This window comes from Streptomyces sp. NPDC050548, from assembly GCF_044457385.1.
In the GTDB taxonomy this organism is placed as follows: Bacteria; Actinomycetota; Actinomycetes; order Streptomycetales; family Streptomycetaceae; genus Streptomyces.
On sequence record NZ_JBITGV010000003.1, the window covers coordinates 299946 to 321683 of the forward strand.

General features: G+C 69.0%; 18 protein-coding genes. 5 read left to right on the forward strand and 13 right to left on the reverse strand.

All coding sequences use genetic code 11. The features are described from left to right. Positions 1–69: 69 nt before the first annotated feature. Positions 70–1245 carry a 4-hydroxybenzoate 3-monooxygenase gene (locus ACIBJH_RS11485; RefSeq protein ID WP_399116626.1) on the forward strand — a complete coding sequence of 392 codons (1176 nt, stop codon included), beginning with the start codon at positions 70–72 and terminating at the stop codon, positions 1243–1245. Positions 1246–1283: 38 nt separating this feature from the next. Then, on the forward strand, positions 1284–2885 hold the full coding sequence (locus ACIBJH_RS11490; RefSeq protein ID WP_399116627.1) for a methyltransferase: 1602 nt from the start codon (positions 1284–1286) through the stop codon (positions 2883–2885). A 60-nt stretch (positions 2886–2945) separates the two neighbouring features. Here ACIBJH_RS11490 and ACIBJH_RS11495 read toward each other — a convergent pair whose 3' ends face one another. The 10 genes from ACIBJH_RS11495 to ACIBJH_RS11540 all read right to left on the reverse strand — a co-directional run bounded on the left by ACIBJH_RS11495 (position 2946) and on the right by ACIBJH_RS11540 (position 14976). Next, complete coding sequence (locus ACIBJH_RS11495) at positions 2946–4619, reverse strand: pyridoxal phosphate-dependent aminotransferase (RefSeq protein WP_399116628.1); 1674 nt, start codon at positions 4617–4619, stop codon at positions 2946–2948. Positions 4620–4814: 195 nt separating this feature from the next. Then, positions 4815–5969: an aldose epimerase family protein gene (locus ACIBJH_RS11500; RefSeq protein ID WP_399116629.1), complete on the reverse strand. Its 1155-nt coding sequence runs from the start codon at positions 5967–5969 to the stop codon at positions 4815–4817. Positions 5970–6042: 73 nt separating this feature from the next. Continuing rightward, complete coding sequence (mmsB, locus tag ACIBJH_RS11505; protein WP_399116630.1) at positions 6043–7287, reverse strand: multiple monosaccharide ABC transporter permease; 1245 nt, start codon at positions 7285–7287, stop codon at positions 6043–6045. Continuing rightward, entirely contained in the window at positions 7284–8834 is a 1551-nt protein-coding gene (gene mmsA / locus ACIBJH_RS11510) for a multiple monosaccharide ABC transporter ATP-binding protein (RefSeq protein WP_399116631.1), read from the reverse strand. The genes mmsB and mmsA overlap by 4 nt, the downstream gene beginning before the upstream one ends. Before the next feature lie 47 nt (positions 8835–8881). Further along, positions 8882–9994, reverse strand: a complete 1113-nt coding sequence (gene chvE / locus ACIBJH_RS11515; protein WP_399116632.1) for a multiple monosaccharide ABC transporter substrate-binding protein — start codon at positions 9992–9994, stop codon at positions 8882–8884. Between the two features lie 295 nt (positions 9995–10289). Beyond that, the gene (locus ACIBJH_RS11520; RefSeq protein WP_399116633.1) at positions 10290–11264 is read right to left on the reverse strand and encodes a hypothetical protein; all 975 of its coding nucleotides are present in this window, start codon (positions 11262–11264) and stop codon (positions 10290–10292) included. Positions 11265–11386: 122 nt separating this feature from the next. Then, the gene (locus ACIBJH_RS11525; protein WP_399116634.1) at positions 11387–12391 is read right to left on the reverse strand and encodes a zinc-binding dehydrogenase; all 1005 of its coding nucleotides are present in this window, start codon (positions 12389–12391) and stop codon (positions 11387–11389) included. Next, on the reverse strand, positions 12388–13545 hold the full coding sequence (locus tag ACIBJH_RS11530; protein WP_019067075.1) for a mandelate racemase/muconate lactonizing enzyme family protein: 1158 nt from the start codon (positions 13543–13545) through the stop codon (positions 12388–12390). Before ACIBJH_RS11530 ends, ACIBJH_RS11525 begins: the two co-directional genes overlap by 4 nt. 322 nt (positions 13546–13867) lie before the next feature. Further along, positions 13868–14452 carry a hypothetical protein gene (locus tag ACIBJH_RS11535; RefSeq protein ID WP_399116635.1) on the reverse strand — a complete coding sequence of 195 codons (585 nt, stop codon included), beginning with the start codon at positions 14450–14452 and terminating at the stop codon, positions 13868–13870. Positions 14453–14523: 71 nt separating this feature from the next. After that, positions 14524–14976 (reverse strand): MarR family winged helix-turn-helix transcriptional regulator, encoded by a 453-nt coding sequence (locus ACIBJH_RS11540; RefSeq protein WP_399116636.1) that lies wholly within the window; start codon positions 14974–14976, stop codon positions 14524–14526. A 112-nt stretch (positions 14977–15088) separates the two neighbouring features. Here ACIBJH_RS11540 and ACIBJH_RS11545 point away from each other — a divergent pair, with 112 nt between their 5' ends. Beyond that, positions 15089–16087 (forward strand): NADP-dependent oxidoreductase, encoded by a 999-nt coding sequence (locus ACIBJH_RS11545; RefSeq protein WP_399116637.1) that lies wholly within the window; start codon positions 15089–15091, stop codon positions 16085–16087. 270 nt (positions 16088–16357) lie between these two features. Here the strand turns inward: ACIBJH_RS11545 and ACIBJH_RS11550 are convergent, their stop codons facing one another. Continuing rightward, positions 16358–17509, reverse strand: a complete 1152-nt coding sequence (locus ACIBJH_RS11550; RefSeq protein WP_399116638.1) for a serine hydrolase domain-containing protein — start codon at positions 17507–17509, stop codon at positions 16358–16360. A 256-nt stretch (positions 17510–17765) separates the two neighbouring features. Between ACIBJH_RS11550 and ACIBJH_RS11555 the strand changes: the two genes are divergently transcribed. After that, a complete protein-coding gene (locus tag ACIBJH_RS11555) occupies positions 17766–18629 on the forward strand; it encodes a hypothetical protein (protein WP_399116639.1) in 864 nt (287 codons plus the stop codon). 39 nt (positions 18630–18668) lie between these two features. Then, positions 18669–19451, forward strand: a complete 783-nt coding sequence (locus ACIBJH_RS11560) for an EI24 domain-containing protein (protein WP_399116640.1) — start codon at positions 18669–18671, stop codon at positions 19449–19451. On the opposite strand, the gene ACIBJH_RS11565 is transcribed toward ACIBJH_RS11560, so the two are convergent. Both ACIBJH_RS11565 and ACIBJH_RS11570 read right to left on the reverse strand, forming a co-directional pair. Continuing rightward, positions 19437–20696 (reverse strand): pyroglutamyl peptidase, encoded by a 1260-nt coding sequence (locus ACIBJH_RS11565; RefSeq protein ID WP_399116641.1) that lies wholly within the window; start codon positions 20694–20696, stop codon positions 19437–19439. The two genes, ACIBJH_RS11560 and ACIBJH_RS11565, sit on opposite strands and share 15 nt — an antisense overlap. 70 nt (positions 20697–20766) lie before the next feature. Further along, positions 20767–21735 (reverse strand): LysR family transcriptional regulator, encoded by a 969-nt coding sequence (locus tag ACIBJH_RS11570; protein WP_399116642.1) that lies wholly within the window; start codon positions 21733–21735, stop codon positions 20767–20769. Between the last annotated feature and the right edge of the window lie 3 nt (positions 21736–21738).

Below are 21738 nucleotides of genomic sequence, written 5' to 3' on the forward strand. Positions count from 1 at the left end.
GAATTCCTCATCGCCGTGATCTTGCTGATATGAAACCCCTTGGCCGAAAAAGCAAGATCAGGGGTGGTTGTGGGGAAACGATTCGACTCCGGGACGCGGACCGGGGTGGTGATCGTCGGGGCGGGCCCGGCGGGGCTGGTCCTGGGGAACCTGCTCCTGGACCAGGGCATCGACTGCGTGATCCTGGAACGGCGCGGACGCGAGGCGGTGGAAGGGCGGGCCAGGGCAGGATTCCTGGCCGCCCACTCCGTCCGCGTACTCGCCCGACACGGCCTGGACACCGGCCTGTTGACCAAGGGCCGGACGCACCGCACCTGCCTCTTCCGCAGCGAGCGGGGTGAATTCACCCTCGACTACGGCGAGTTGGGCCGCGGCGAGGTCCACACCGTCTACCCCCAGCAGGAGTTGGTACGGGACCTGCTCGCCGAGTACCTCCGACGCGGCGGCGAGATCCGCTTCGGCGCCGAGGCCGACGAGATCGCCGGGGGCCGGGTACGGCTGCGCGACGGTTCGGAGGTCACCGGACGGTATGTCGCCGGCTGCGACGGACACCGGGGCGTCGCCCGCGGCACCCTCGTGGCACAGGGCACCCGCACCGCCCGCCGGGACCACGGCGTGACCTGGCTGGCCGTACTGGCCGAGGCCCCGCCCAGCCTCGCCGCCGTCGGATACGCCCTGCACGACCGCGGATTCGCCGGCCACATGGCCCGTACGGCGACCGTCACCCGCTACTACCTCCAGTGTCCGCGCGGCACCGATCCCGCCGACTGGAGCGAGGACCGGATCTGGACCGAGCTGGAGATCCGGCTCAGGACCGCCGAGTTCGGCCCGCTCAAGCAGGGCCCCGTCCTGGAGAGGACGGTCGTCGACCTGCGCTCCGACGTCCTGGACAGCCCCGGCGCCGGACGCCTCTGGCTGGCCGGCGACGCCGCCGGACTCATCAGCCCCTCCGCCGCCAAGGGCGCCAACCTCGCCGTGCTCCAGGCCGAACGCCTGGCCCAGGCACTGACGTCGGCGGTGACCCGCGACGACGAGAGCGACCTCGCCCGCTACGCCGCCGACTGCCTGCCCCGCGTCTGGCGGGCCCACGAGTTCTCCCACTGGATGAGCACACTCCTGCACGGCCCGACCACCGAGGACGCCGAGGCCCGCTACGGCCGCGCGCTCCAGTACGCCCGCCTCGACAGCCTGCGCACCTCCCGCACGCACCAGGACTTCTTCGCCGAGAACTACACCGGCATCTGACTCCGTCTCCCGTCCCCACGATCACCGGGAACCCCCTCATGAACCTCCCCGTCGTACAGGCACGCCTGGCCGAGGCCGACGTACACCGCATCCGGCGCGCGGCGGCCTACGTCGAGGCTCACGACACGGACACCGTCCTGGCCGAACTGCTCCCGGACCTCACCCCCGCCGAACGGGCCGACGTGGCCCGCCACTTGGTCTTCGACCACACCGCGGTCCTGGTCTTCCCGGACTGCCTCGACGGCCTCCGCGAAGAACTCCGCAGCCTCGGCTTCGAACCCGGCTCCGTCACCCCGAGCGTCGTGGTCCGCGAACGCCTCGCCCGCCGCTACGGCCCCGCCCTCGCCGAAACCCCGGTCGCCATCGTGCACGTCACGGCAGGCACCCGCAGCGTGGAGATCTTCGCGCTCCCCGTCCCCCCGGACTCCCCGCTGGAAGCCGTGGCGGCGGACGAACGCGGGGCGGACCACGAATCCCACCACGCCTTCGCGGTCACGGCCCCCGGCCCGGTGGTCCCCGCAGGCCTACGGCTCCTCCTCCAGGAGCGGGGCGGCGCGGTCCCCGACGGTGGCGGCTACAACGGCCACGAGAACGTCACCGTCCTCTACCACCGCACCCGAACCCACCGCCGCTTCGAACTCCGCCTCCCCGGCCGCCACACGCCGCTCCCCGACCCCACGACCTCACTCCTCGGCGTCATGACGGGAGCCTGGGCCACCCAAGCGGTGGCCACGATGGCCGAGTTGCGCATCGCCGACCACCTGACCGACCACCCGGGCACCGACGCCGACACCCTGGCCCACCTCACGGCCACCCACCCGGAGGCACTGCGCCGCCTGCTCCGCTACCTCACCTCGCTGGGCCTGCTCACATCGTCCGACGGCACGTACCACCTCACCGCCACCGGCCAACCCCTCCGCACAGGAACGGAGTTCAGCCTCCACCCCCTGGCACGGTTGTACGCGGGCCCGTTCTACGACTCCTTCGCCGGCCTGACCCACTCCGTACGCACCGGCGAGGAAGCCTTCGCCCACCGCTACGGCCAGCACCACTTCCCGTACTTCGCCCAACACCCCGAACTCGGCGACCTGTTCCACCGGGCGATGGCGGCCAGCTCCGAGATGTTCGCCCCGGTACCGACCCTGATCGACTTCTCGGCAGCACGGCGCGTGGTCGACGTGGGCGGCGGAAACGGCGCCCTGCTGTCCCGACTCCTGCGCACCCACGCCCACTTGGAGGGCGTACTCCTGGAACGCCCCGAGGCCCTGGAAGCGGCCCGCCCCCAACTCGCCGAACGCTGCACCTTCGTACCGGGCGACTTCACCGAGTCGGTCCCGGCGGGCGGCGACATCTACCTCCTGTCCCGAGTCCTCCACGACTGGGACGACGACCGCTGCCTGACCATCCTCGACAACTGCGCCAGGGCAATGCGCCCAGGAGCCCGACTACTGCTGGTGGAACGCCTGTTGCCGACTCCGACAGCGGTGGCGTGGGACATCCACATGCTGTGCAACGTGGGCGGCCAGGAACGGGACGAGGACCACTACCGCGTACTCCTGGAGAAGACGGGCTTCGAGCTACAGGCCCGCCACGAGCTACCGCTGGGAGCCTCGCTACTCAACGCCGTAAGGGCCGACTGACCTAAGGGGCGCGGGGAACTGCGCGACCAGCCACAGCCCACCCGCACCCGGCAACGAACCTCAGCCCGCCTGCCCCATCCCCGCAGCATTGGGCCAACTCTGCGCATTGGGCCACCCAGTCGCAGGCGCCGGCGCAAGATTCTGCATCCCGTTAGGACTGGTAGCCCCGCGCACCTGCGCAGCCGTAAGCCCATTACGAGCAGGAACTCCAGTGGGCGTAGGCCCTTGAGGAGCCGGCGCAGGCGTCCCGTACGGCTGCTGCTGAGGCTGCTGCATGACCGGCATCTGCTGCGACACCTGAGCCAACTGCTCCGGCATCTGCGCAACAGCCTGCATCGGCATCTGCGGAGCCTGCGCCGCGGCCACCATCGGCTGGTACTGCGGCTGCTGCTGAGGCTGGGGCTGCGGCACAGGCATAGGCACGGGCTGCGGCTGAGGCACTGCGGCAGCCGGCGCAGGCGCCTGCATGGGCACAGGCTGCGGCTGCATCGGCATCTGAGCGACAGCCGCCGGCATCTGGATGCCCGCACCGTTCGTCGCGCCGACAAGACGATCCACGGCCGCCGTACCCGAGCTGTAGCTGGTCCCTGTGCTCAGCTCGGGTACGGCGGCTCCCCTCCTGGTCCCGTAGAGCACCTGTTCCAGGCCGGACACCAGGCGACGCACGTCCACCTGGGGGCGCACCACGAGGCGCAGGAAGCGGCTGGACGAACCGATCTTGTTGCCGCACTCGCGGACCAGGATGCGGTGCTCGGTGAGCATCCGGTCCCGGACCACGGTCCCCTCGGCGCCCACGGGGAGGCGTACGAAGAGGAAGTTGCCCTGCGACGGATAGACCGTCAGGCCGGGCAGCGCGGAGAGATGGCTCGCCATGTCGAGTCGGTCGCGGCGCACCTGTTGGAGGCTCTGCGCGTACTCCGCGCCGTGCTCCTTGAGGATGAACACCACGTGTTCGGCGAAGGCGTTGAGGTTCCACTTCGGCAGCATCGAGCGGATGCGCCCGGCGAGGGCGGGGTTGGCGACGAGGTAGCCGAACCGTATGCCGTGCAGGCCGAAGTTCTTGCCGAGGCTGCGCAGGACGACCACGTTGGGGCGGAGCATCGCCTCTTGTACGACGCTGGGTTCGACCTCGGCGTCGGCGAACTCCAGGAACGACTCGTCGATGACGATGAGGTCCAGGTCGGCCATCGCGTCCATGAACTGGACGAGCGCCTGCTTGTGCTGGAAGCCGCCGTCGGGGTTGTTCGGGTTGCAGATGACGGCGACCTTGGTGTTGCGCTTGCGGATGAACTCGGCGTACTGCGTGAGGTCCAGGGCGAAGCCGTTGGACTCCTGGAGCGGGAACATGTCGACCCGCTTGCCGGTCTCCATGGGCTGGTCGGTCCAGCGGCCGAAGGTGGGGACGGGGATGGCGAGTGACTCGCGGACCATCAAGTGGTCGATCCAGGTGATCAGTTCGGTGGAACCGTTGCCCATCGCGACGCAGCTCGGCGGGAGTTGGAGCAGATTGCACAGCTCGGCCGTGATGGTGTCGGCGCTGCTCGGGTAGTACGTGATGATCTCGCGCAGCCGGGCCGCCATCTCGTCGAACATGGCGGGCGTGGGGAAGTACGGGTTGCACGGGATACAGAAGTCCACGGGGCCGGTGCCGTCGCTCTCACGCGCCAGCGCTGCCATCGACGGGCTGTGCGCCGCCGTACTGCGGAACAGCGAGGTGACGTTGGAGTCGGCCAATGGAACCTCCGTATGAAGGCGGGCCCGGCGGGGACGACCGGGCCCGTCGTCTTGGGTGGCCCGCGCGGGGGAGCACGGGCCGCCCATGAATACGGAGACGGGAGTGGCACTGTTCAACGGATGTGAAATTAGTGTGAGTTCGGGAACCCCTGGCCCGAGTCTCGCGTCGCGTAGTGAATGGTCACGCGTGGATGGTCACGCGCTGAAGGTGTGGATCGTCGACGTCTTGTACGTCTGACCCGGCCTCAGCACGGTCGTCGGGAAGTTCGCGTGGTTCGGCGAGTCCGGGAAGTGCTGGGTCTCCAGGCAGAGCGCGTCGCCCTGGCGGTAGGTGTGGCCGCCGGTGCCCGTCAGGGTGCCGTCGAGGAAGTTGCCGGAGTAGAACTGCAGCCCCGGCTGGTCGGTGGCGATCTTCAGGGTGCGGCCGGAGCGCGGGTCGTGCAGGGTCGCCGCGTGCTCGGGCTTCGCGGTGATGCCCTTGTCGAGGGCCCAGTTGTGGTCGAAGCCCTTCGCCTGCACCTGCTGGACGTGCGCGGCCCGGATGTCGCGGCCGATCGGCTTCGTCTTGCGGAAGTCGAAGGGGGTGCCGGAGACCTTGGCCAGTTCGCCCGTGGGGATCAGCCCCGAGTCGGTGGGCGTGTAGCGGGCGGCGGGGATCGTGAGCTCGTGGTTCTCGATCGTGCCGCTGCCCTCACCGGCGAGGTTCCAGTAGACATGGCTGGTCAGGTTGACGACCGTGGCCTTGTCGGTGGTGGCCTCGTAGTCGATGCGCCAGTCGCCGTGCTTGTTGAGCGTGTACGTCACCTTCACCTTGAGGGTGCCCGGGTAGCCCATCTCGCCGTCGACGCTGGTGTAGTACAGGTGCAGGCCGACGTCGGAGCCGGCGGTGAAGCCCTCCACGTCCCAGATGTGCTTGTCGAAACCCTGGGTGCCGCCGTGCAGGCTGTTGACCCCGTCGTTGACGGAGAGCTGGTAGCTCTTGCCGTCGAGGGTGAACTGGCCCTTGGCGATGCGGTTGCCGTAGCGGCCGATGAGCGCGCCGAAGTACGGGGTCTTCGCCACGTAGTCGGCGATGTTGTCGAAGCCGAGCGACACGTTGGCGTACTTGCCGTGCCGGTCCGGGAGTTCGAGGGACTGGACGACCCCGCCCCACGACAGCACCTTGAGCCGGGTGCCGCCGTTCTCCAGCGACCAGCGGTAGACCTTGCTGCCGTCGGCGAGCGTGCCGAAGAGTTCCTTCACGGGCTTTCTGCCTCCCGAGGCCGCCTGCGCCGTACCTGTACCGAGTGTGCTCGCGGCGATGCCTGCGGCTGCCGCGCCTGCAATGACAGTGCGTCTGTTCAGTTCCATTGAGCGGCTCCTGCACATGGAAGGGGCCCCGCCGCGCTGTGCGAATGACAGACGTGCGGGGCCCGAGCTGGACTTACGAACCGGACTTGCGTTTGTTCCACACGTCGAAGCCGACCGCGGTCAGCAGGGCGAGGCCCTTGATGACCTGCTGCCAGTCGGTGCCGACGCTGAGGAGGTTCATGCCGTTGTTCAGCACGCCGAGGACGAGACCGCCGATGATGGCGCCGAGGACGGTACCGACACCGCCGCTCATGGAGGCGCCGCCGATGAACGAGGAGGCGATGGCCTCCAGTTCGAAGCCGTCGCCCGCCTTCGGCGAGGCCGCGTTCAGGCGGGCGGTGATGACCAGACCCGCCAGGGCCGCGAGCACGCCCATGTTCAGGAACACCTGGAAGGTGACGCGCTTGTCCTTGACGCCGGACAGCTTCGCGGCCGGCAGATTGCCGCCGATCGCGTAGATGTGCCGGCCGAAGACGGTGTTGCGCATCACGTAGCCGTAACCGGCCACCAGGACACCGAGGATGAGCAGGATGATCGGAGCGCCGTCGTAGCTGGCGAGCAGCAGGGTGAGCCAGAGGATCGCGGCGACGATCGCGACGAGCTTGAGCAGGAACAGCTTGGTCGGCGGCACGTCGAGCGAGAACTCCTGCTGACGGCGCCGGTCACGCACCTCCTGCCACACCACCGCGGCGATCATCACGAGGCCCAACAGCAGCGTGATGTTGTGGTAGTTGGTGTTCGGGCCGACCGCGGGCAGGAAGCCGTTGCCGATCTTCTGCAGACCGCCGGGGAAGGGGCCCAGGGTCTGGCCCTGGAGAAGGATCTCCGTGAGGCCGCGGAAGAGCAGCATCCCGGCGAGGGTGACGATGAAGGACGGTATGCCCGCGTAGGCGATCAACAGCCCTTGTACCGAGCCCGCGACGGCGCCCATCAGCAGGCACAGCACCAACGCGACCGGCCACGGCACCTGGTGATTGACCATCAGGACCGCCGCGAAGGCACCCACGAACGCGGTGAGCGAGCCGACCGACAGGTCGATGTGCCCGGCGATGATGACCAGCATCATGCCGATCGCGAGAATCAGGATGTAGCTGTTCTGCAGCACCAGGTTGGAGACGTTGCGCGGCAGCAGCAGGTCGCCGCCGGTCCAGATCTCGAAGAGGATCACGATCAGGCCGAGCGCGATCAGCATGCCGTACTGCCGCATGTTGCGCCGCAGGCCGTTCAGTACCAGCCGCAACAGGCCGCCGCCCGCTTCCGATCCGCCCTTGCCCGGCGGTGCCGCGGCCGGGATCTTGTCGGTCACGTCCGTGCTCATCGCGTTACCTCTTTGTCCTTCGTCATCTGGCGCATCAGCACTTCCTGCGTGGCCTCGGCCCGGGGTACCTCACCGGTCAGCCGGCCCGCCGCCATCGTGTAGATGCGGTCGCACATGCCGAGCAGCTCCGGCAGTTCGGAGGAGATGAAGACCACCGCCTTGCCCTCGGCGGCGAGTTGGTCGATGACCGTGTAGATCTCGTACTTGGCGCCCACGTCGATGCCGCGCGTGGGCTCGTCCAGGATCAGCACCTCGGGACCCGCGAAGATCCACTTGCTGAGGACGACCTTCTGCTGGTTGCCGCCCGACAGCTTGCCCACCGGCTCGAAGACGGTCGGCGCCTTGATGTTCATCGAGGTGCGGAACCGCTCGGCGACCTGCCGCTCCTCCTGCTCGTCGACCACACCGCGCTTGGCGACCTTGTTCAGGGCGGCCAGCGAGATGTTCCGGTTGATCGTGTCGATGAGGTTCAGGCCGTAGTGCTTACGGTCCTCCGTGACATAGGCGATGCCGTGCCCGACCGCCTCCGCGACGGACTTGGTGCGGATCTCCTGGCCGTCCTTGAGGACCGTGCCGCCGGCGAAGCGGCCGTAGGAGCGCCCGAAGACGCTCATGGCGAGTTCGGTGCGGCCGGCGCCCATGAGTCCGGCGATGCCGACGATCTCGCCCCTGCGCACATTTATTGACACATCGTCAACTACCTTGCGCTGCTGGTCGATCGGATGGAACACGGTCCAGTCGCGGATCTCCAGCGCGGGTGCCGCCTCGGGCTTGCCCTCGTACGGGGTGCGTTCGGGGAAGCGGTGGTCGAGGTCGCGGCCGACCATGCCGGAGATGATCCGCTCCTCGGTCGTCTCCGGTGCCTTCACGTCGAGGGTCTCGATGGAGCGGCCGTCGCGCAGGATCGTCACCGAGTCGGCGACCCTGCGGATCTCGTTCAGCTTGTGGGAGATGATGATGCAGGTGATGCCCTGCTTCTTCAACTCCAGTATGAGGTCGAGGAGTTTGCCGCTGTCCTCGTCGTTCAGCGCCGCCGTCGGCTCGTCCAGGATGAGCAGCTTCACCTTCTTCGACAGCGCCTTCGCGATCTCCACCAGCTGCTGCTTGCCCACGCCGATGTCGGCGACGCGGGTCTCCGGGTGGTCGCTCAGGCCCACCCGGCGCAGCAGTTCGGTGCCGTGCCGCAGGGTCTCGTTCCAGTTGATGAGCCCGCGCGTGGCGTGCTCGTTGCCGAGGAAGATGTTCTCGGCGATGGAGAGGAACGGCACCAGTGCCAGTTCCTGGTGGATGATGACGATGCCTCGGTGCTCGCTGGCCCGGATGTCTCGGAAGCGGCACTCCTCCCCTTCGAAGAGGATGTCGCCCGAGTAACTGCCGTGCGGATGGACGCCGGAGAGCACCTTCATCAAGGTGGACTTCCCGGCGCCGTTCTCACCGCAGATGGCATGGACCTCGCCCTGACGGACCGTCAGTGTGACGTCCGAGAGCGCTTTGACACCGGGAAAGGTCTTGACGATCGAGCGCATTTCCAGGACGGGTCCCGCCATGGTCGTGCCTTCCAATCAAGTGTGGGGTCGGGTGACGGGCCGCGGAACTACTTGAGTTGCGCGTCCGTGTAGTACCCGCCCTTGACCAGCACGTCCTCGTAGTTGGTCTTGTCCACGCTCACCGGCTGGAGCAGATACGCCGGGACGACCTTGGTGCCGTTGTCGTAGGTCTTGGTGTCGTTGGTCTGCGGCGTCTTCTTGTTGAGGACGTCGTCGATCATCGTGTCCGCGACCTTGGCCAGCTCACGGGTGTCCTTGTAGACGGTCTGCGTCTGCTCACCCGCGATGATCGACTTCACCGACGCCAGCTCGGCGTCCTGGCCGGTGATGACCGGCAGCGGCTTGCTCGCGGAGCCGTAGCCGTCCGACTTCAGCGCGGACAGGATGCCGATGGAGATGCCGTCGTAGGGCGAGAGCACCGCGTCGACCCGGCCGGTCTTGTAGGAGCCGGTGAGGATGTCCTCCATGCGGTTCTGGGCCTTGGTGCCGTCCCAGCGCAGGGTGGTGACCTTGTTCAGCTCGGTCTGCCCGGACTTGACGACCAGCTTCTTCTGGTCGATGTACGGCTGGAGCACGCTCATCGCGCCGTTGAAGAAGTACTTGGTGTTGTTGTCGTCGTTCGAGCCGGCGAACAGCTCGATGTTGAACGGGCCGTTCTTGCCGCTGTCCAGCCCGAGCTTGTGGATGAGGTACGTGCCCTGGAGCACGCCGACCTTCGTGTTGTCGAAGGAGGCGTAGTAGTCGACGTTCTTCGTCCCGAGGATCAGGCGGTCGTAGGCGATGACCGGGATCTTCGCGTCCGCGGCCTCCTGGAGCACGTTGTTCAGGGACTTGTTGTCGATCGCCGCGATGATCAGGCCCTTGACGCCCTGGGTGATCATGTTCTCGATCTGGGAGACCTGGGTGTCCGGGTCGTCCTCGCCGTAGACCAACTTGGTCTTGTAGCCCTTGGACTTGAGGTCCTTGACCATGTTGTCGCCGTCGGAGATCCAGCGCGCGGAGGACTTCGTCGGCATCGCGATGCCGATCGTGCCGCCCTTGGCGCTGCTCTCCTTCTCCTTGCTGCCGCCCGAGCCACTCTGTCCACAGGCGGACAGGGACAGCGCGAGGGTGGCGGCGCCGGCTATGAGGGGGAGGGCACGGCTTCTGCGGATGCGCATGTGAACTGGCCTCATTCTTCTCGTCGTTGAGAGGTGCAGCGAGTGCGTGGGGGGTGGTTCAGGATGCGGTGCGGTGTTGTTCGGTTGTGTTGTGTGGTGCGGGCCCGGTGGGGGCTGGTCGCGCCCCGCGGCGGAGCCGCAATTCGATACAGCCCCGCGCCCCTGGAAAGCGGGCCGGTGTTTATAGGTGCGGGTGATGCGGGGTGCCTTGGAAACCGGGGCTGCGTTCATCAGGGGCGCGGGGAACTGCGCGACCAGCCCCCACCAGCCCCCACCGGCCCGCAGCCCCCGACAATCAGCCCGTGGCAGCCTCGACCGGGAAACGGTTCAAGGACCCCGGCAACCTGGAACCCAGCGGAGCCATGTCGCCGTCCGCCCCGTGCCGGGCGAGGAGGTCGAGAGCCAGGCGCCCTCGCCGTACGCGCTCGCGCGCCGTGTCCAGCGTGACGTCACGGAGGTGGGTGCCCCACGGGTAGATACCGGGGGCCTTGGAGAGGCCGAACTTCAGGTACAGAGGGGCCCCGCGGCGGATCAGCTCCGCGACCTCGTACATCCGGATGTAGCCACCGAGGTCGTCCGGCGCCTCGATGTACATGTCCATCGGAGCCGCCGACACCCGCCGGATCTCGGTGAGGTGATCGAGCGTCAGATCGCTGGGCACATTCAACGAGTCCGCGCCCAGCTGCTCGTAGACCGCGTACGCCGCCGGGTTGACCGGCCCGATCAGCGCCGAGACCTTGAGCGTGGTGTCCGCCGGGATGATCCCGGCGACCCGCGCCCGGTGCAACGTCCACAGCACGCCCTCGTCGGCGACGAGCAGGCACTTGACGCCCAACTCCGTTGCCCGCACGGCGTCTTCGATGCAGCCGGCGACCGCGTCGTGCCCCCGGGCACGCAGACCCCCGCCGCGCGAGTCGGAGCGGACCGAGCCGCCGATGTCCCAGGTCCCGCGCGGACCCGTGAACAGGCACAGCTCGATGTCGCGTTCGGCCGTCGCCTCGACCATCTCGGTGATCTCGGAGTCGGTCAGCATCCATACCCCGCTGCCCTGGCTGATCCGGTGGATCGGCACATCGAGGCGCGAGGACTCCTTGAGGATGACCGCCAGCGCCTCGGGACCCTCGCACGAAGGGATCTCGGTGCGCCAGCGACCGCCGCCGGGGAACGTGTGCGGCGAGGTGTCGGCGGGGTCGAGGGCGGGCGCGCCCAGGCCGAGCGCGGAGAGCGCCTGCTCCCCGGGCCTGCGGGCTGCCGTGGCGGTGTCGGTCACTGGCTGTCCTTCTTGTTCGGTATTTCGGACGCGGTTCGCGGCTCGGGGTACGGAAAAACTGTGGTGGTACGCCGGCACGGGGTGGTCAGGACACCCCGTGCCGACGTACGGCTGGGGGTTTCCTACGGCCGCAGCAGCACCTTGCCGACCTTCGGATCGCCGGACCCCACCAGCTCGATGGCCTGCGGGAACTCGGCGAGCGGCAGCTCATGGGTGACCAGGGGGAGCGGATCGAGCAAACCGGCCCCGAACACCCGCACCGTGTGCGCCCAGGCGTCCGGCGGTGCCCCGAAGACGGTGTGCACCTCCAGCTGCCGTACGACGAGATCGGTCGGGTCGAGACCCTCGGCGCCCGGTGCGGGGATGCCGGTCAGGACCAGCCGTCCGCCGCGCCGGAGCAGGGCGGCGGCCGTACGGGCCGCGTCCGCCGAGCCGGCCGTCTCGATCACCACGTCGAAGTCGTCCGGGAGTTGCTCGTTCTTGGTACGGAAGTCCGTCGCGCCGAACTGCTCGGAGAGGGCCGCGCGGTCCGGGCGGGAGCCCACCACCAGGAGTTCGGCGGGGGAGCCCGCCTTGAGGAACTGGATCGCGAACATGCCGAGCGTTCCGGTGCCGACGACGGCCACCCGCTCACCCGGCCGCGCGTTCGCCTTCAGGGCCGCCGCCGCGATGCAGGCCGCCGGCTCCAGCAGTGCCGCCGCCGTCAAGTCGGCCTCGTCCGGGAGGACATGGAGCAGCCGGGCGGGGAGAGTGAGGGTGGTGGCCATGGCGCCGGGCTGGGTGAAGCCCGTCTCCTCATAGCCCGCCGAGCACAACGTCGTCTCGCCCGCGTGACACCGGTCGCACACCTGGCAGTTGCGGAAGCCCTCACCGACCACCTTGCGGCCGACCAGACTTGACGGCACCCCGGCACCGACCGCCTCCACCGTGCCCGACCACTCGTGGCCCGGGGTCAGGGGGTAACGGACGTAGCCCTCGGGCCTGTTGCCCTGGTACACCTCGCGGTCGCTGCCGCAGATGCCGACCGCGTGGACGCGCACGAGCGCCTCGCCCGCGTCCGGCTGCCGGGGCTCGTGCGAGACCAGGCTGTGCTCGCCCGGTCCCGCGACGACGACCGCCGTGCTCACTTCGAGCCCTTCGGCTTGCGCTGCTCCCAGCCGTCCGCCCACAGGTCGAACCGGGCCTGCTGCTGCGGGAACTCGGCCGCCGCGTCGACGTCCAGCTCGACGCCGAGACCGGGCGCGTCGGAGAGGTGGAAGTAGCCGTCGATCACCTGCGGGGCACCCTTGACGACCTTCTTGATCTCCGCGTCCGCGAAGTCGTTGAAGTGCTCCAGGATCTTGAAGTTCGGGGTGGAGAAGCCGACTTGGAGCGAGGCGGCGGTCAGCACCGGCCCGCCGACGTTGTGCGGGGCGACGAGCACGTAGTGCGCCTCGGCGGTCGCGGCCAGCTTGCGGGTCTCCCAGATGCCGCCGATGTGACCGACGTCGGGCTGGATGATGTCGACGGCCTGGCTCTCGAACAGCTCGCGGAACTCGACGCGGTCGTGGATGCGTTCACCCGTGGCGACCGGGATGTCCACCTTGGCGGCGACCTTCTCCAGCGCCTTCAGGTTCTCGGGCGGGCACGGCTCCTCCAGCCAGGCCGGCTTGAACGGCGCGAGTTCGTGCGCGAGCCGTACCGCGGTGGACGGGGAGAAGCGGCCGTGCATCTCCAGCATCAGCTCGGCGTCCGGGCCGATGGCGTCCCGTACGGCCTCGATGAGCGAGACGGCGTACAGGGTCTGCTCGTGGTCGAGTTCGAAGTGCCCGGTCCCGAACGGGTCGATCTTCAGCGCCTTGTAGCCGCGCTCCATGACCCCCTGGGCGGCCTTGTGATAGGCCTCCGGGGTCCGCTCGGTGGTGTACCAGCCGTTGGCGTACGCCTTCACCTTGTCGGTGACCTTGCCGCCGAGCAGCTGCCACACCGGCACGCCGAGGGCCTTGCCCTTGATGTCCCAGCAGGCCATCTCGATGACGGCGATGCCGGACATCACGATTTCGCCCGCACGGCCGTAGTCGCCGTACTTCATCCGGCGTACGAGGTCTTCCACGGCGAACGGATCGGAACCGAGAATGTGGTTTGCCTCGGCCTCGCGCAGGTAACCGATCAGCGCGTCGGTGTGGCCCAGCATCCGGGTCTCGCCGACGCCTGTGACGCCCTCGTCGGTGTGCACTTGGACGTACGTCAGATTGCGCCATGGCGTCCCGACCACGTGCGTGCTGATTCCCGTGATGCGCACGGCAGATGCCCCCTGTGCTCTTCGGTGCTGTTCGAAATTTCGGCTCACGTTCGAAATGCTGGGCAGACAGTAAGGACGGCGGGGCTGGGGTGTCAATGGGTCGAACAAGTAACGGTTTCGGCAAGGGGGGTGGGCGGAGATCCGGTCGGGCGACCGGTTCCTTGCACAATTTTCACAGACGTGACTATGAACGTTACCTGTGAGGAACTTAGTCTTCGGGCGTCATGGACTACTGCCACCCCTGCGGCCGGCACCTGAACGGCGCCCTCGCGTGCCCGGGGTGCGGCGCGTCAGCCGAAATACCCGTCGTGCCGACTCCTGCCTACGAGGCGGGAGTTGACGTGCGTTCACAAATGGACGGTGGGGTGGCGTCGGCTGCGCCCGACCAGGAGGTCGACGAGGATGTCGAGGGCGTCGAGGGTGACGCCGAGGGCCCGGACGTGCCGGTTGCGAGTCGTCGCGATCGCAAGGCCGCGGCGCATCGCCGACGGCGGCGCCGGGTGCTCCTCGTCACGGCCGGGTTCGTGCTCGCGGCCGGCGGGCTGAGCCTGGCCGAACTGGGCACGGACGCGCCGTTCTCGATCTCGAAGCCCGCGGGACCGGGTGATGCCTCGGCGGAGGGGGCGGCGTCCTCGGAGGCGAGCGGTACGGCTGAGCCGCTGGGGGACACGAAGACTGCTGGGCCGGGTACGGGCTCGGCGTCTCCGGGTGCGTCGGCGTCAGGGTCGGCTTCGCCTTCCGAGTCGGAGACGGAGACGAAGAGTCCCTCCGCGTCGCTGACCCCGACCACCGCCGCCGGCCACACGTCCCCCACGTCGACGTCCACCGGCGATCCGACGACCACTCCGACCTCGGAGCCCTCGTCCTCGGAACCGAGCCCGACGCCGTCGCCTTCGGAGACGTGCAAACAGATCTTGTGGTGGTGCTCCTGAGTCCTGAGCCGTTCGGCTTGGGGTTCGAGGCCGAACGGTCGGACGCTCAGATTTCCAGCATCCGCCGGAGCAGGCCTCGCAGTGCCAGTCTTTCCTCGTCCGACAGGCCGGCGAGTGGTTCCCGGGCGAACCGCAGTGACTCCCGCAGGCTGCGGGCCACCCGCCTGCCTTCGTCCGTCGCCGCCGCCAGCTTCACCCGCCGGTCGGCGGGATCGGGGCGGCGCTCCACCAGGCCCCGCGTCTCCAGCCTGTCCACGATCCCGGTGACGTTCGACGGCTCGCACTTCAGCTTCTGTGCCAGCTTGCGCATCGGCAGCGGCTCCAGTGACAGCAGGCTCAGCAGCCGCGCCTGGGCGCCGGTCAGCGAGTGGTCGCCCGCCGCCGCCTCGTAGTCCTCGTAGAACCGCGCCACGACATCGCCGATCAGCTCGACGACCTCCAGGGTCACGGGGTCGGCGCGGCGCGTCTTGTCGGAGCGCGTCTTTTCGGGTGTGGCCATGCGTCGAGCGTACCCCGTTACTTGACATCATGAAATATTCAGGAGCATTGTTGTTTCAGGTACTGAAGCATTTGGACCGTGTGCACACCTTGCACGAGGAAAGGCGCTTGTGATGATCAACCGCGAATGGCACCTGCTCAGCCGACCGGTCGGCTGGCCGAAGCCCGAGGACTTCGCCCTGGTGGAGACCGAGACCCGGACCCCGGGTGAGGGCCAGGTGCTGGTGCGGAACAAGTACCTCTCCGTCGACCCGTACATGCGCGGCCGGATGAGCGCCGCCAAGTCGTACGTCGCCCCGTTCGAGCTCGGCAAGGTCATGCAGGGCGGCGCGGTCGGCGAGGTCGTCGAGTCCAACGCCGAGGGGTTCGCCGTCGGCGACCACGTGCTGCACTTCGGCGGGTGGCGCGAGTACGCGACCATCGACACCAAGGGCGCCGTCAAGGTCGACCCCGACCTCGCCCCGCTCTCCACCTACCTCGGCGTCCTCGGCATGACCGGCCTCACCGCCTACGCCGGGCTGCTGCGCACCGCCTCCTTCAAGGAGGGCGACTCGGTGTTCGTCTCCGGTGCGGCCGGTGCCGTAGGCAGTCAGGTCGGGCAGATCGCCAAGCTCAAGGGGGCGTCTCGGGTTGTCGGATCCGCCGGGTCCGACGAGAAGGTCAAGCTGCTGGTGGAGGAGTACGGGTTCGATGCTGCCTTCAACTACAAGAACGGGCCCGTGAGTCAGCAGCTGCGGGAGGCTGCTCCGGGTGGTGTCGATGTGTACTTCGACAATGTCGGGGGTGAGCATCTTGAGGCCGCGATCGGTTCGTTGAATGAGCGTGGGCGCATTGCCATTTGCGGGATGATCTCCGTGTACAACAGCACCGAGCCCGCTCCCGGTCCGAAGAACCTCGGGCGGCTCATTCAGACCCGGGGGCGTATCGAGGGGTTCCTCGTCGGCGACCACTACGACCTGCAGCCGGAGTTCGTCCGGGAGGTCGGGGGGTGGGTTGCCTCCGGGGAGCTGAAGTACCGGGAGACCGTCGTCGAGGGGATCGAGAACAACCTTGAGGCGTTCCTGGGGCAGCTGCGGGGGGACAACACGGGGAAGATGATCGTCAAGCTTTGAGTGGGCGGTGTTGGGTGGGCATCGCGCAGCTGGGCCGGTGTTGAAAAGGCGCCGTTCGCACCTCTTTTGGTTCGGTCGCCTTCGGGGCGCTGGGTGCCGGTGCCGAGAGGCCCACCGTGCTCGGCGCTGCGCGCCTCCGCGCTCCCCCAGAGGGGGGGGACCCCCAGCCTCTCGACACCGGCGCGCCCCTACGGCTCCCTCTCGGCCGGCGCGTGGGGACAGTGGAAGTGGGTGGGCCCTCACCGTTGGTGAGGGCTTGCGCCGTTGGCCTTAGTTGGCCAGTGCTGCTTGGTGGGCGGCTTGTACGAACCGTAGGTTTTCTGGGGCGGGGCCGCCGGGGAGGGCGAAGCGGCGGCGGGTGTAGCCGTAGGTCAGGCCGGTGCGGGGGTCGGCGAAGGCCTGGGAGCCGCCGGCGCCGCTGTGGCCGATCGTGCCGGCGCTCAGGAACGGGTACCAGGTGCCCGCCGTCGCCTGGAAGCCGAGGCCGTACGCCCGGTGCGTGCCGGTGATCATGTCGTGGCCGACGGAGTGGAGCTGGCCGAACTCCGCGACCGTGTCCTGCTTCAGGAGCGGGGCCCGGCCCTCGACCTCGCTGATCGTTGCCGCGTAGAGGGCGGCCAGGCCGCGTGCCGAGGCCACCCCGCCCACCGATGCGGGGCCCTTGGCGCGGATCACTCTTTCGTTGGGGAGCGACGCCAATTCCGTGGGCTCGGCCGCGTGTTCGTTGAAGGCGATGCCGGTGAGGCTGCGGCGGTCATCCGGTTGCGCAGCGGCCAGGGCCGGTTCGCTGGAGGAGGGCAGCGGTGGTTGGGTGGTGCGGAAGCGGGGCTCCTGGGGGGCGGGGAGGCCCAGGTAGAAGTCCAGGGCGTAGGGGGCGCGGACTCTTTCCTCGTGCACGTCCTGGAGGGGGCGGCCTGTCGCTCGTCTCACGATCTCGCCGGTCAGGGCGCCTATGACCAGGGCGTGATAGCCGAAGGTCGTGCCGGGGCGCCAGAACGGGCGCTGGTCGGCGAGGCGTTCGGCCACCGCGCGGTCGTCGGCGAGTTCGGCGAGGGTGAAGCCGGTGTCCGTGCCGACCAGGCCCGCCCGGTGCGCGAGCAACTCGCGTAGAGTCAGCGCGCCTTTGCCCTCCGATGCGAACTCCGGCCAGTAGTAGGTGACTTTGCGGTCAAGTTCCAGGGTGCCGTCCTGGACCAGCAGGGCCACCACGAGGTGGGCCGCGCCCTTGGTGGACGAGAACACGCCGTAGAGGGAGTCGCCCTCCGTGCCGGGCCCCGCCCAGAGGTCGACGACCTGTCGGCCGTGTACGAATGCGCACAACTGGCCTTCGTAGTCCGCGCGTTCCGTCGACACGAACGCGGCGAACTCCTCCCGGACCGTTTCGAAGCCGTCGGCTACGGTGCCGTGGATCTCCTGGGTCATCCGCTCTCCTCAACTGATCCGCTGCTCGCGTGTGCCATGGTGAACAACGCCTGTCCGACCTGCGGGAGTTCCCCCTCGGACCTCCTCCTGGTTCCAGAGATCGGTACGGCGAGCGGCACCCGTTCGACTCAATGGGCGAGGGAAGGCGCGGGGAAGGTGTTGGTGTCGTCGATGCCCGGATGTCGCATTCAGGGGGGTGGGGAGTGGGCAGGATGAGTGCAGGTGCCGGGGTGCGGGCGCGTGGAGAGGGGTTCCCATGGCTACTATTCCTTCGCTTCCCAGCCGGGACGATGTGCTGCGCATGGCGCGCAGCACCGGCGACATCACCGGGCAACTCCTGGACACCGCCGGGAACATCACCAGGATCGCCATCAACACCCTTGATCCACGGGACGGTTCGGGTGCCGAGGCGCTGCGGGTGCTGCGGGAGACCACTGCCGAGCTGGCCGAGGCCAGTGCTTCGCCGCAGGCCCAGGAGGCCTTCTATCGCATCGTCGACACCCTGACGCGGCTCGGTACGACCGGTGCGCCGCTGGCCGTGCACCCTGTGAGTCAGCCGGCGCAGGTGTTGTTGGGGGTGCTCGGGGACAGTTTGTTGCCGGTTCTCGATGCGGTGGAACCGGCGGTTGAGGAGTTCGCCGCCGCGCTGGGAGATCTGGTTGAAGCGGCCTCGCCTTTGCTGCCCGCGGCGGCGGGCGTGGCGGCCGGCGTTCTGCTCGCCCTCACTCCGCTGCTTCGCGCGGGCGCCGACGCTCTCGCCGACTCATCCCCCGAACTCCGGCGCATCGCCGAGGCGTTGACGGCCGCGCTCGCTCCGCTGCTGCCTCCGCAGGTGGCCCTCGCGCAACGGGCCGCGACCGCCGGCACGAAGGTCCTCCGGGCTGCCCTCCCGCCCCTCGCCGACCTGACGGAGACCGCGGCGGCCACGACCAAGGCGGCCGGGCCGGTGCTGGTCGCGGGGGAGGAGCTGTTCGTCGCCGCCTTGGAGAGGGTCCAGCCGGTTCTGCTGGCCGCGGCCTTCCGTGCGGGGCGGGTGGCTCGGGCCACCGCGGTACGGGTGACCGCGGCCGTATCGCCTGCGGCGGATCAAGGGGTCGTGGTGGCGGTGTCGGCGGTCTAGGTCCCGTGGTCGGTGCCGACGCTGAGTAAGGTTCTCCCCATGCGTGATCTTGGGGCGGGGTTCGGCTATCTCCTGAAGGGCCAGCGCTGGGTGGCCCGGCACGGGCGGCAGTATGGGTTCGGGCTGGTTCCCGGGCTGATCACGCTGGTTCTCTATGTCGCCGTGCTTGTCGCGCTCGCGGTGTGGGGTGACGACTTCGTCGGCTGGGCCACGCCCTTCGCGGACGACTGGTCGAGCCCGTGGCAGGGGCTGTTCCGGGGATTTCTCACGGTGGTCCTGTTCGTACTGGCCCTGCTGCTCTCGGTGTTGACCTTCACGGCGGTCACCCTGCTGATAGGACAGCCCTTCTACGAGACCCTCTCCGAGAAGGTCGACCGGGACGTCTCACCCGACGGCACGGCCCCCGAGTCCGGTCTCCCGCTCTGGCGCGAACTGTGGGTCTCGGCCCGCGACAGCCTCCGTGTGCTGGCGCGTGCGCTGGTGTGGGGTGTGCTGCTCTTCGCGCTGGGGTTCCTGCCGTTCGTCGGGCAGACCGTCGTTCCGGTGATCGGGTTCTTCGTCACCGGGTTCTTCCTCACCGAGGAACTGACGGCCGTCGCCCTGCAGCGCCGAGGCGTCGACCTCCGCGCCCGCCTCACCCTCCTCCGCTCCCGCAGGCTCCTGATCTGGGGCTTCGGCACCCCCCTCGGCCTCGCCTTCCTGATCCCGTTCGTCGCCGTCTTCCTGATGCCGGGTGCGGTGGCGGGGGCGACGATGATGGCGCGGGACCTGCTGGGGGAGGAGGGTGACGAGGGGGGTACGTCCGAGTCAGTCGGGGAGTGACGCGTTCATCGCCGCCGTCACCATCGCCCTGACCTGCGCGATGATGTCCAACCGGTTCTGTATGAACTGGGGATCGGTGATCGTCCCGGTCGCCGGGTCCGTGTTGCCCGTTCCGAACTGCAGCACCGGTGTGTGGATGTGCCCGCCCGGCAGCGAGTCGTGCAGTCCGAGCCGGTCCCGCAGCAGGGTCGCGCGGTAGGCGATCTCGTTGGACAGGTAGTTGCCGCCGCCACCGGCGCGGGCCGTGGAGCCGGGGGTCGGGCCGTCCGGCCGTACGACGGGAGTCGTCCCGCCCGCCGGGATCTCGGTGACCTCGGTGTGGTCGTAGACGGGGAAACGTCCCGTGTTCGCGGCCACGATCGCCTGGTACGGCAGGGTCGTCGACGTCCACTGGGGCTGCGAGGCCGGGTCGGCGACCGGGACGGTCTCCGTGCGCGAGATGTTGTCGTTGTCCGGATAGCCGCCCCGCCAGGCCCCGTTGGTCCGCTCGACGTCGAAACGGCCCACCCGGCCCTGGCTCACCGTCGTGAACAGATCCACCTTCGGGAGATACGGCCGCAGCGTCCGTTCCACGGTTCCTTCGGCGAAGTCCGCCCAGCGCACGGGGAACATGGCCGTCTCGATGCGTGCCGGGCCGTCCGCCGTCTGGATCACCGTGCCGTCGAGCGCGAGTGCGGTGGCCCCGGACGGGTTGGAGATCCTGATGTCCGCGTCCAGTGTGAACGGGTCGAAGCCGGTGACGAGGATGCGCTTGAGCCCCTTGTCGCGGGCCGGGTACCGGATACTGCTCTGCCCGCGAGACGTCTGCTCCAACTGGCTGAGCAGTGCGGTGCGTTGGGCGGTGCTGATGTCGAACTCCGGTTCCCAGGTGCGCACTTCCCTGGTCATGCCCAACCGCGCCCAGTACAGCGGCCGGTCGTCGTCCCGGCTGAGGTCCCCGCCGGCCGGTCCTCGCCCCTGCGCCCGGTCGACTGCCCGCTGCCACAGCGCGGTTCCCTCGCGTACGACGATGCGGCGGGCCTGCGCGTAGCTGTGCGCCTCTTCGAGGGCCTGGGCGAACTCCGGTGCCACGGTGTCGAATCCGGAGTGTTCGAGGATCTCCTGGGGGACCGTCCTGTCGAGCCGTTGTTCCTCGACGGTCGGCGGGAGCGCGGTGTCTGCCGCCGCCGTGCCGGTACCGGGTACGTAGAAACCGGCCAGCAGGGCCAGTCCGAGGACGCCTGTCCGAACTCGTATGACGTTCAAAGTGGTTGAGGCCTTCCGTCGCAGTGGGGTGCGGTGCCGGACGGCCGCAGTATCGCGTGACGGAAGTGGTCTACGCCACGGGTGCGGCGGACGATCCGATCCCTCTCGCCTCTTCGGCCAGTACCCCGAGGAACGCCTTCGTCGCCGCCGACGGCGACCGCCCCCGCACCGTCGCCGCGTACACCGCCCGGGCCGGGGTCCCCTCGTCCAGGACCGGCAGCAGTACGACGTCCGGTCGTACGGAGTCGGCGGCGAGCGCCGGTACCAGGGTCACGCCGAGGCCCGCGGCCACGTAGCCCTGCTTGGCGGTCCACTCGCCGACGACGTGGGCGATGCGCGGGCGGAAGCCCTGTCGCAGGGCCGCGTCGAGGAGGGTGCTCTCGGGGCGCGGGCTGCCGGATATCCAGTCGCAGTCGGCGAGTTGGGCCAGCAGGACCGGTCCCTGCCCGGCGAGACGATGACTGGCCGGCACCGCGACGTACAGCGACTCGTCGAGGAGATGGTGGAGTTCGTAGGCGTCGAGCGGTGTTCGTCCGGTGGTGGAGACGATCGCCAGATCCAGGTGCCCGGACGTCAGCCGGTCCAGGAGGCGTGGCGTGAGGCCCTCCTCGCGGGAGAGCCGTACATCCGGGTGCCGGTCGCGGAAGGCAGCGAGGGTGCGGGGTACGAGTGCCGCGTCGGCCGTCGCGAACGCCCCGAACCGCACACGCCCGCCCGCGAGTTCGCGCAGCGCCGCCAGCTCCCGCCCGGCCCCGTGCAGCGACTCGGTGACGGCCTCGGCGTACGGCACCAGCACCCGCCCCGCCTCCGTGAGCCGCACACCCCTCGGCAGCCGGTCGAACAACTGGGCGCCGTCCAGGGCCGATTCGAGCGAGGCTATCTGCCGCGACACCGCGGACTGCGTCCAGCCCAGCGTCCGCGCGGCCACCGTGAACGAACCGTGCCGGGCGACCTCCAGGAACACCCGCAGCCAGACGGTGGAGAGCTCGGGAAGGGCGGCGCGCGGTGAACTGCCATGCGGGATGGGCATGTCGGCCATGCT

Bases quoted from the DNA above. Each gene is read 5' to 3' on its own strand.
- ACIBJH_RS11490 (WP_399116627.1), top strand. From the start codon at position 1,284: ATGAACCTCCCCGTCGTACAGGCACGCCTGGCCGAGGCCGACGTACAC.
- ACIBJH_RS11570 (WP_399116642.1), bottom strand. From the start codon at position 21,735: ATGGCCGACATGCCCATCCCGCATGGCAGTTCACCGCGCGCCGCCCTT.
- ACIBJH_RS11555 (WP_399116639.1), top strand. From the start codon at position 17,766: ATGGCTACTATTCCTTCGCTTCCCAGCCGGGACGATGTGCTGCGCATG.
- ACIBJH_RS11560 (WP_399116640.1), top strand. From the start codon at position 18,669: ATGCGTGATCTTGGGGCGGGGTTCGGCTATCTCCTGAAGGGCCAGCGC.
- ACIBJH_RS11500 (WP_399116629.1), bottom strand. From the start codon at position 5,969: ATGGAACTGAACAGACGCACTGTCATTGCAGGCGCGGCAGCCGCAGGC.
- ACIBJH_RS11545 (WP_399116637.1), top strand. From the start codon at position 15,089: ATGATCAACCGCGAATGGCACCTGCTCAGCCGACCGGTCGGCTGGCCG.
- mmsA (WP_399116631.1), bottom strand. From the start codon at position 8,834: ATGGCGGGACCCGTCCTGGAAATGCGCTCGATCGTCAAGACCTTTCCC.
- mmsB (WP_399116630.1), bottom strand. From the start codon at position 7,287: ATGAGCACGGACGTGACCGACAAGATCCCGGCCGCGGCACCGCCGGGC.
- ACIBJH_RS11540 (WP_399116636.1), bottom strand. From the start codon at position 14,976: ATGGCCACACCCGAAAAGACGCGCTCCGACAAGACGCGCCGCGCCGAC.
- ACIBJH_RS11550 (WP_399116638.1), bottom strand. From the start codon at position 17,509: ATGACCCAGGAGATCCACGGCACCGTAGCCGACGGCTTCGAAACGGTC.
- chvE (WP_399116632.1), bottom strand. From the start codon at position 9,994: ATGCGCATCCGCAGAAGCCGTGCCCTCCCCCTCATAGCCGGCGCCGCC.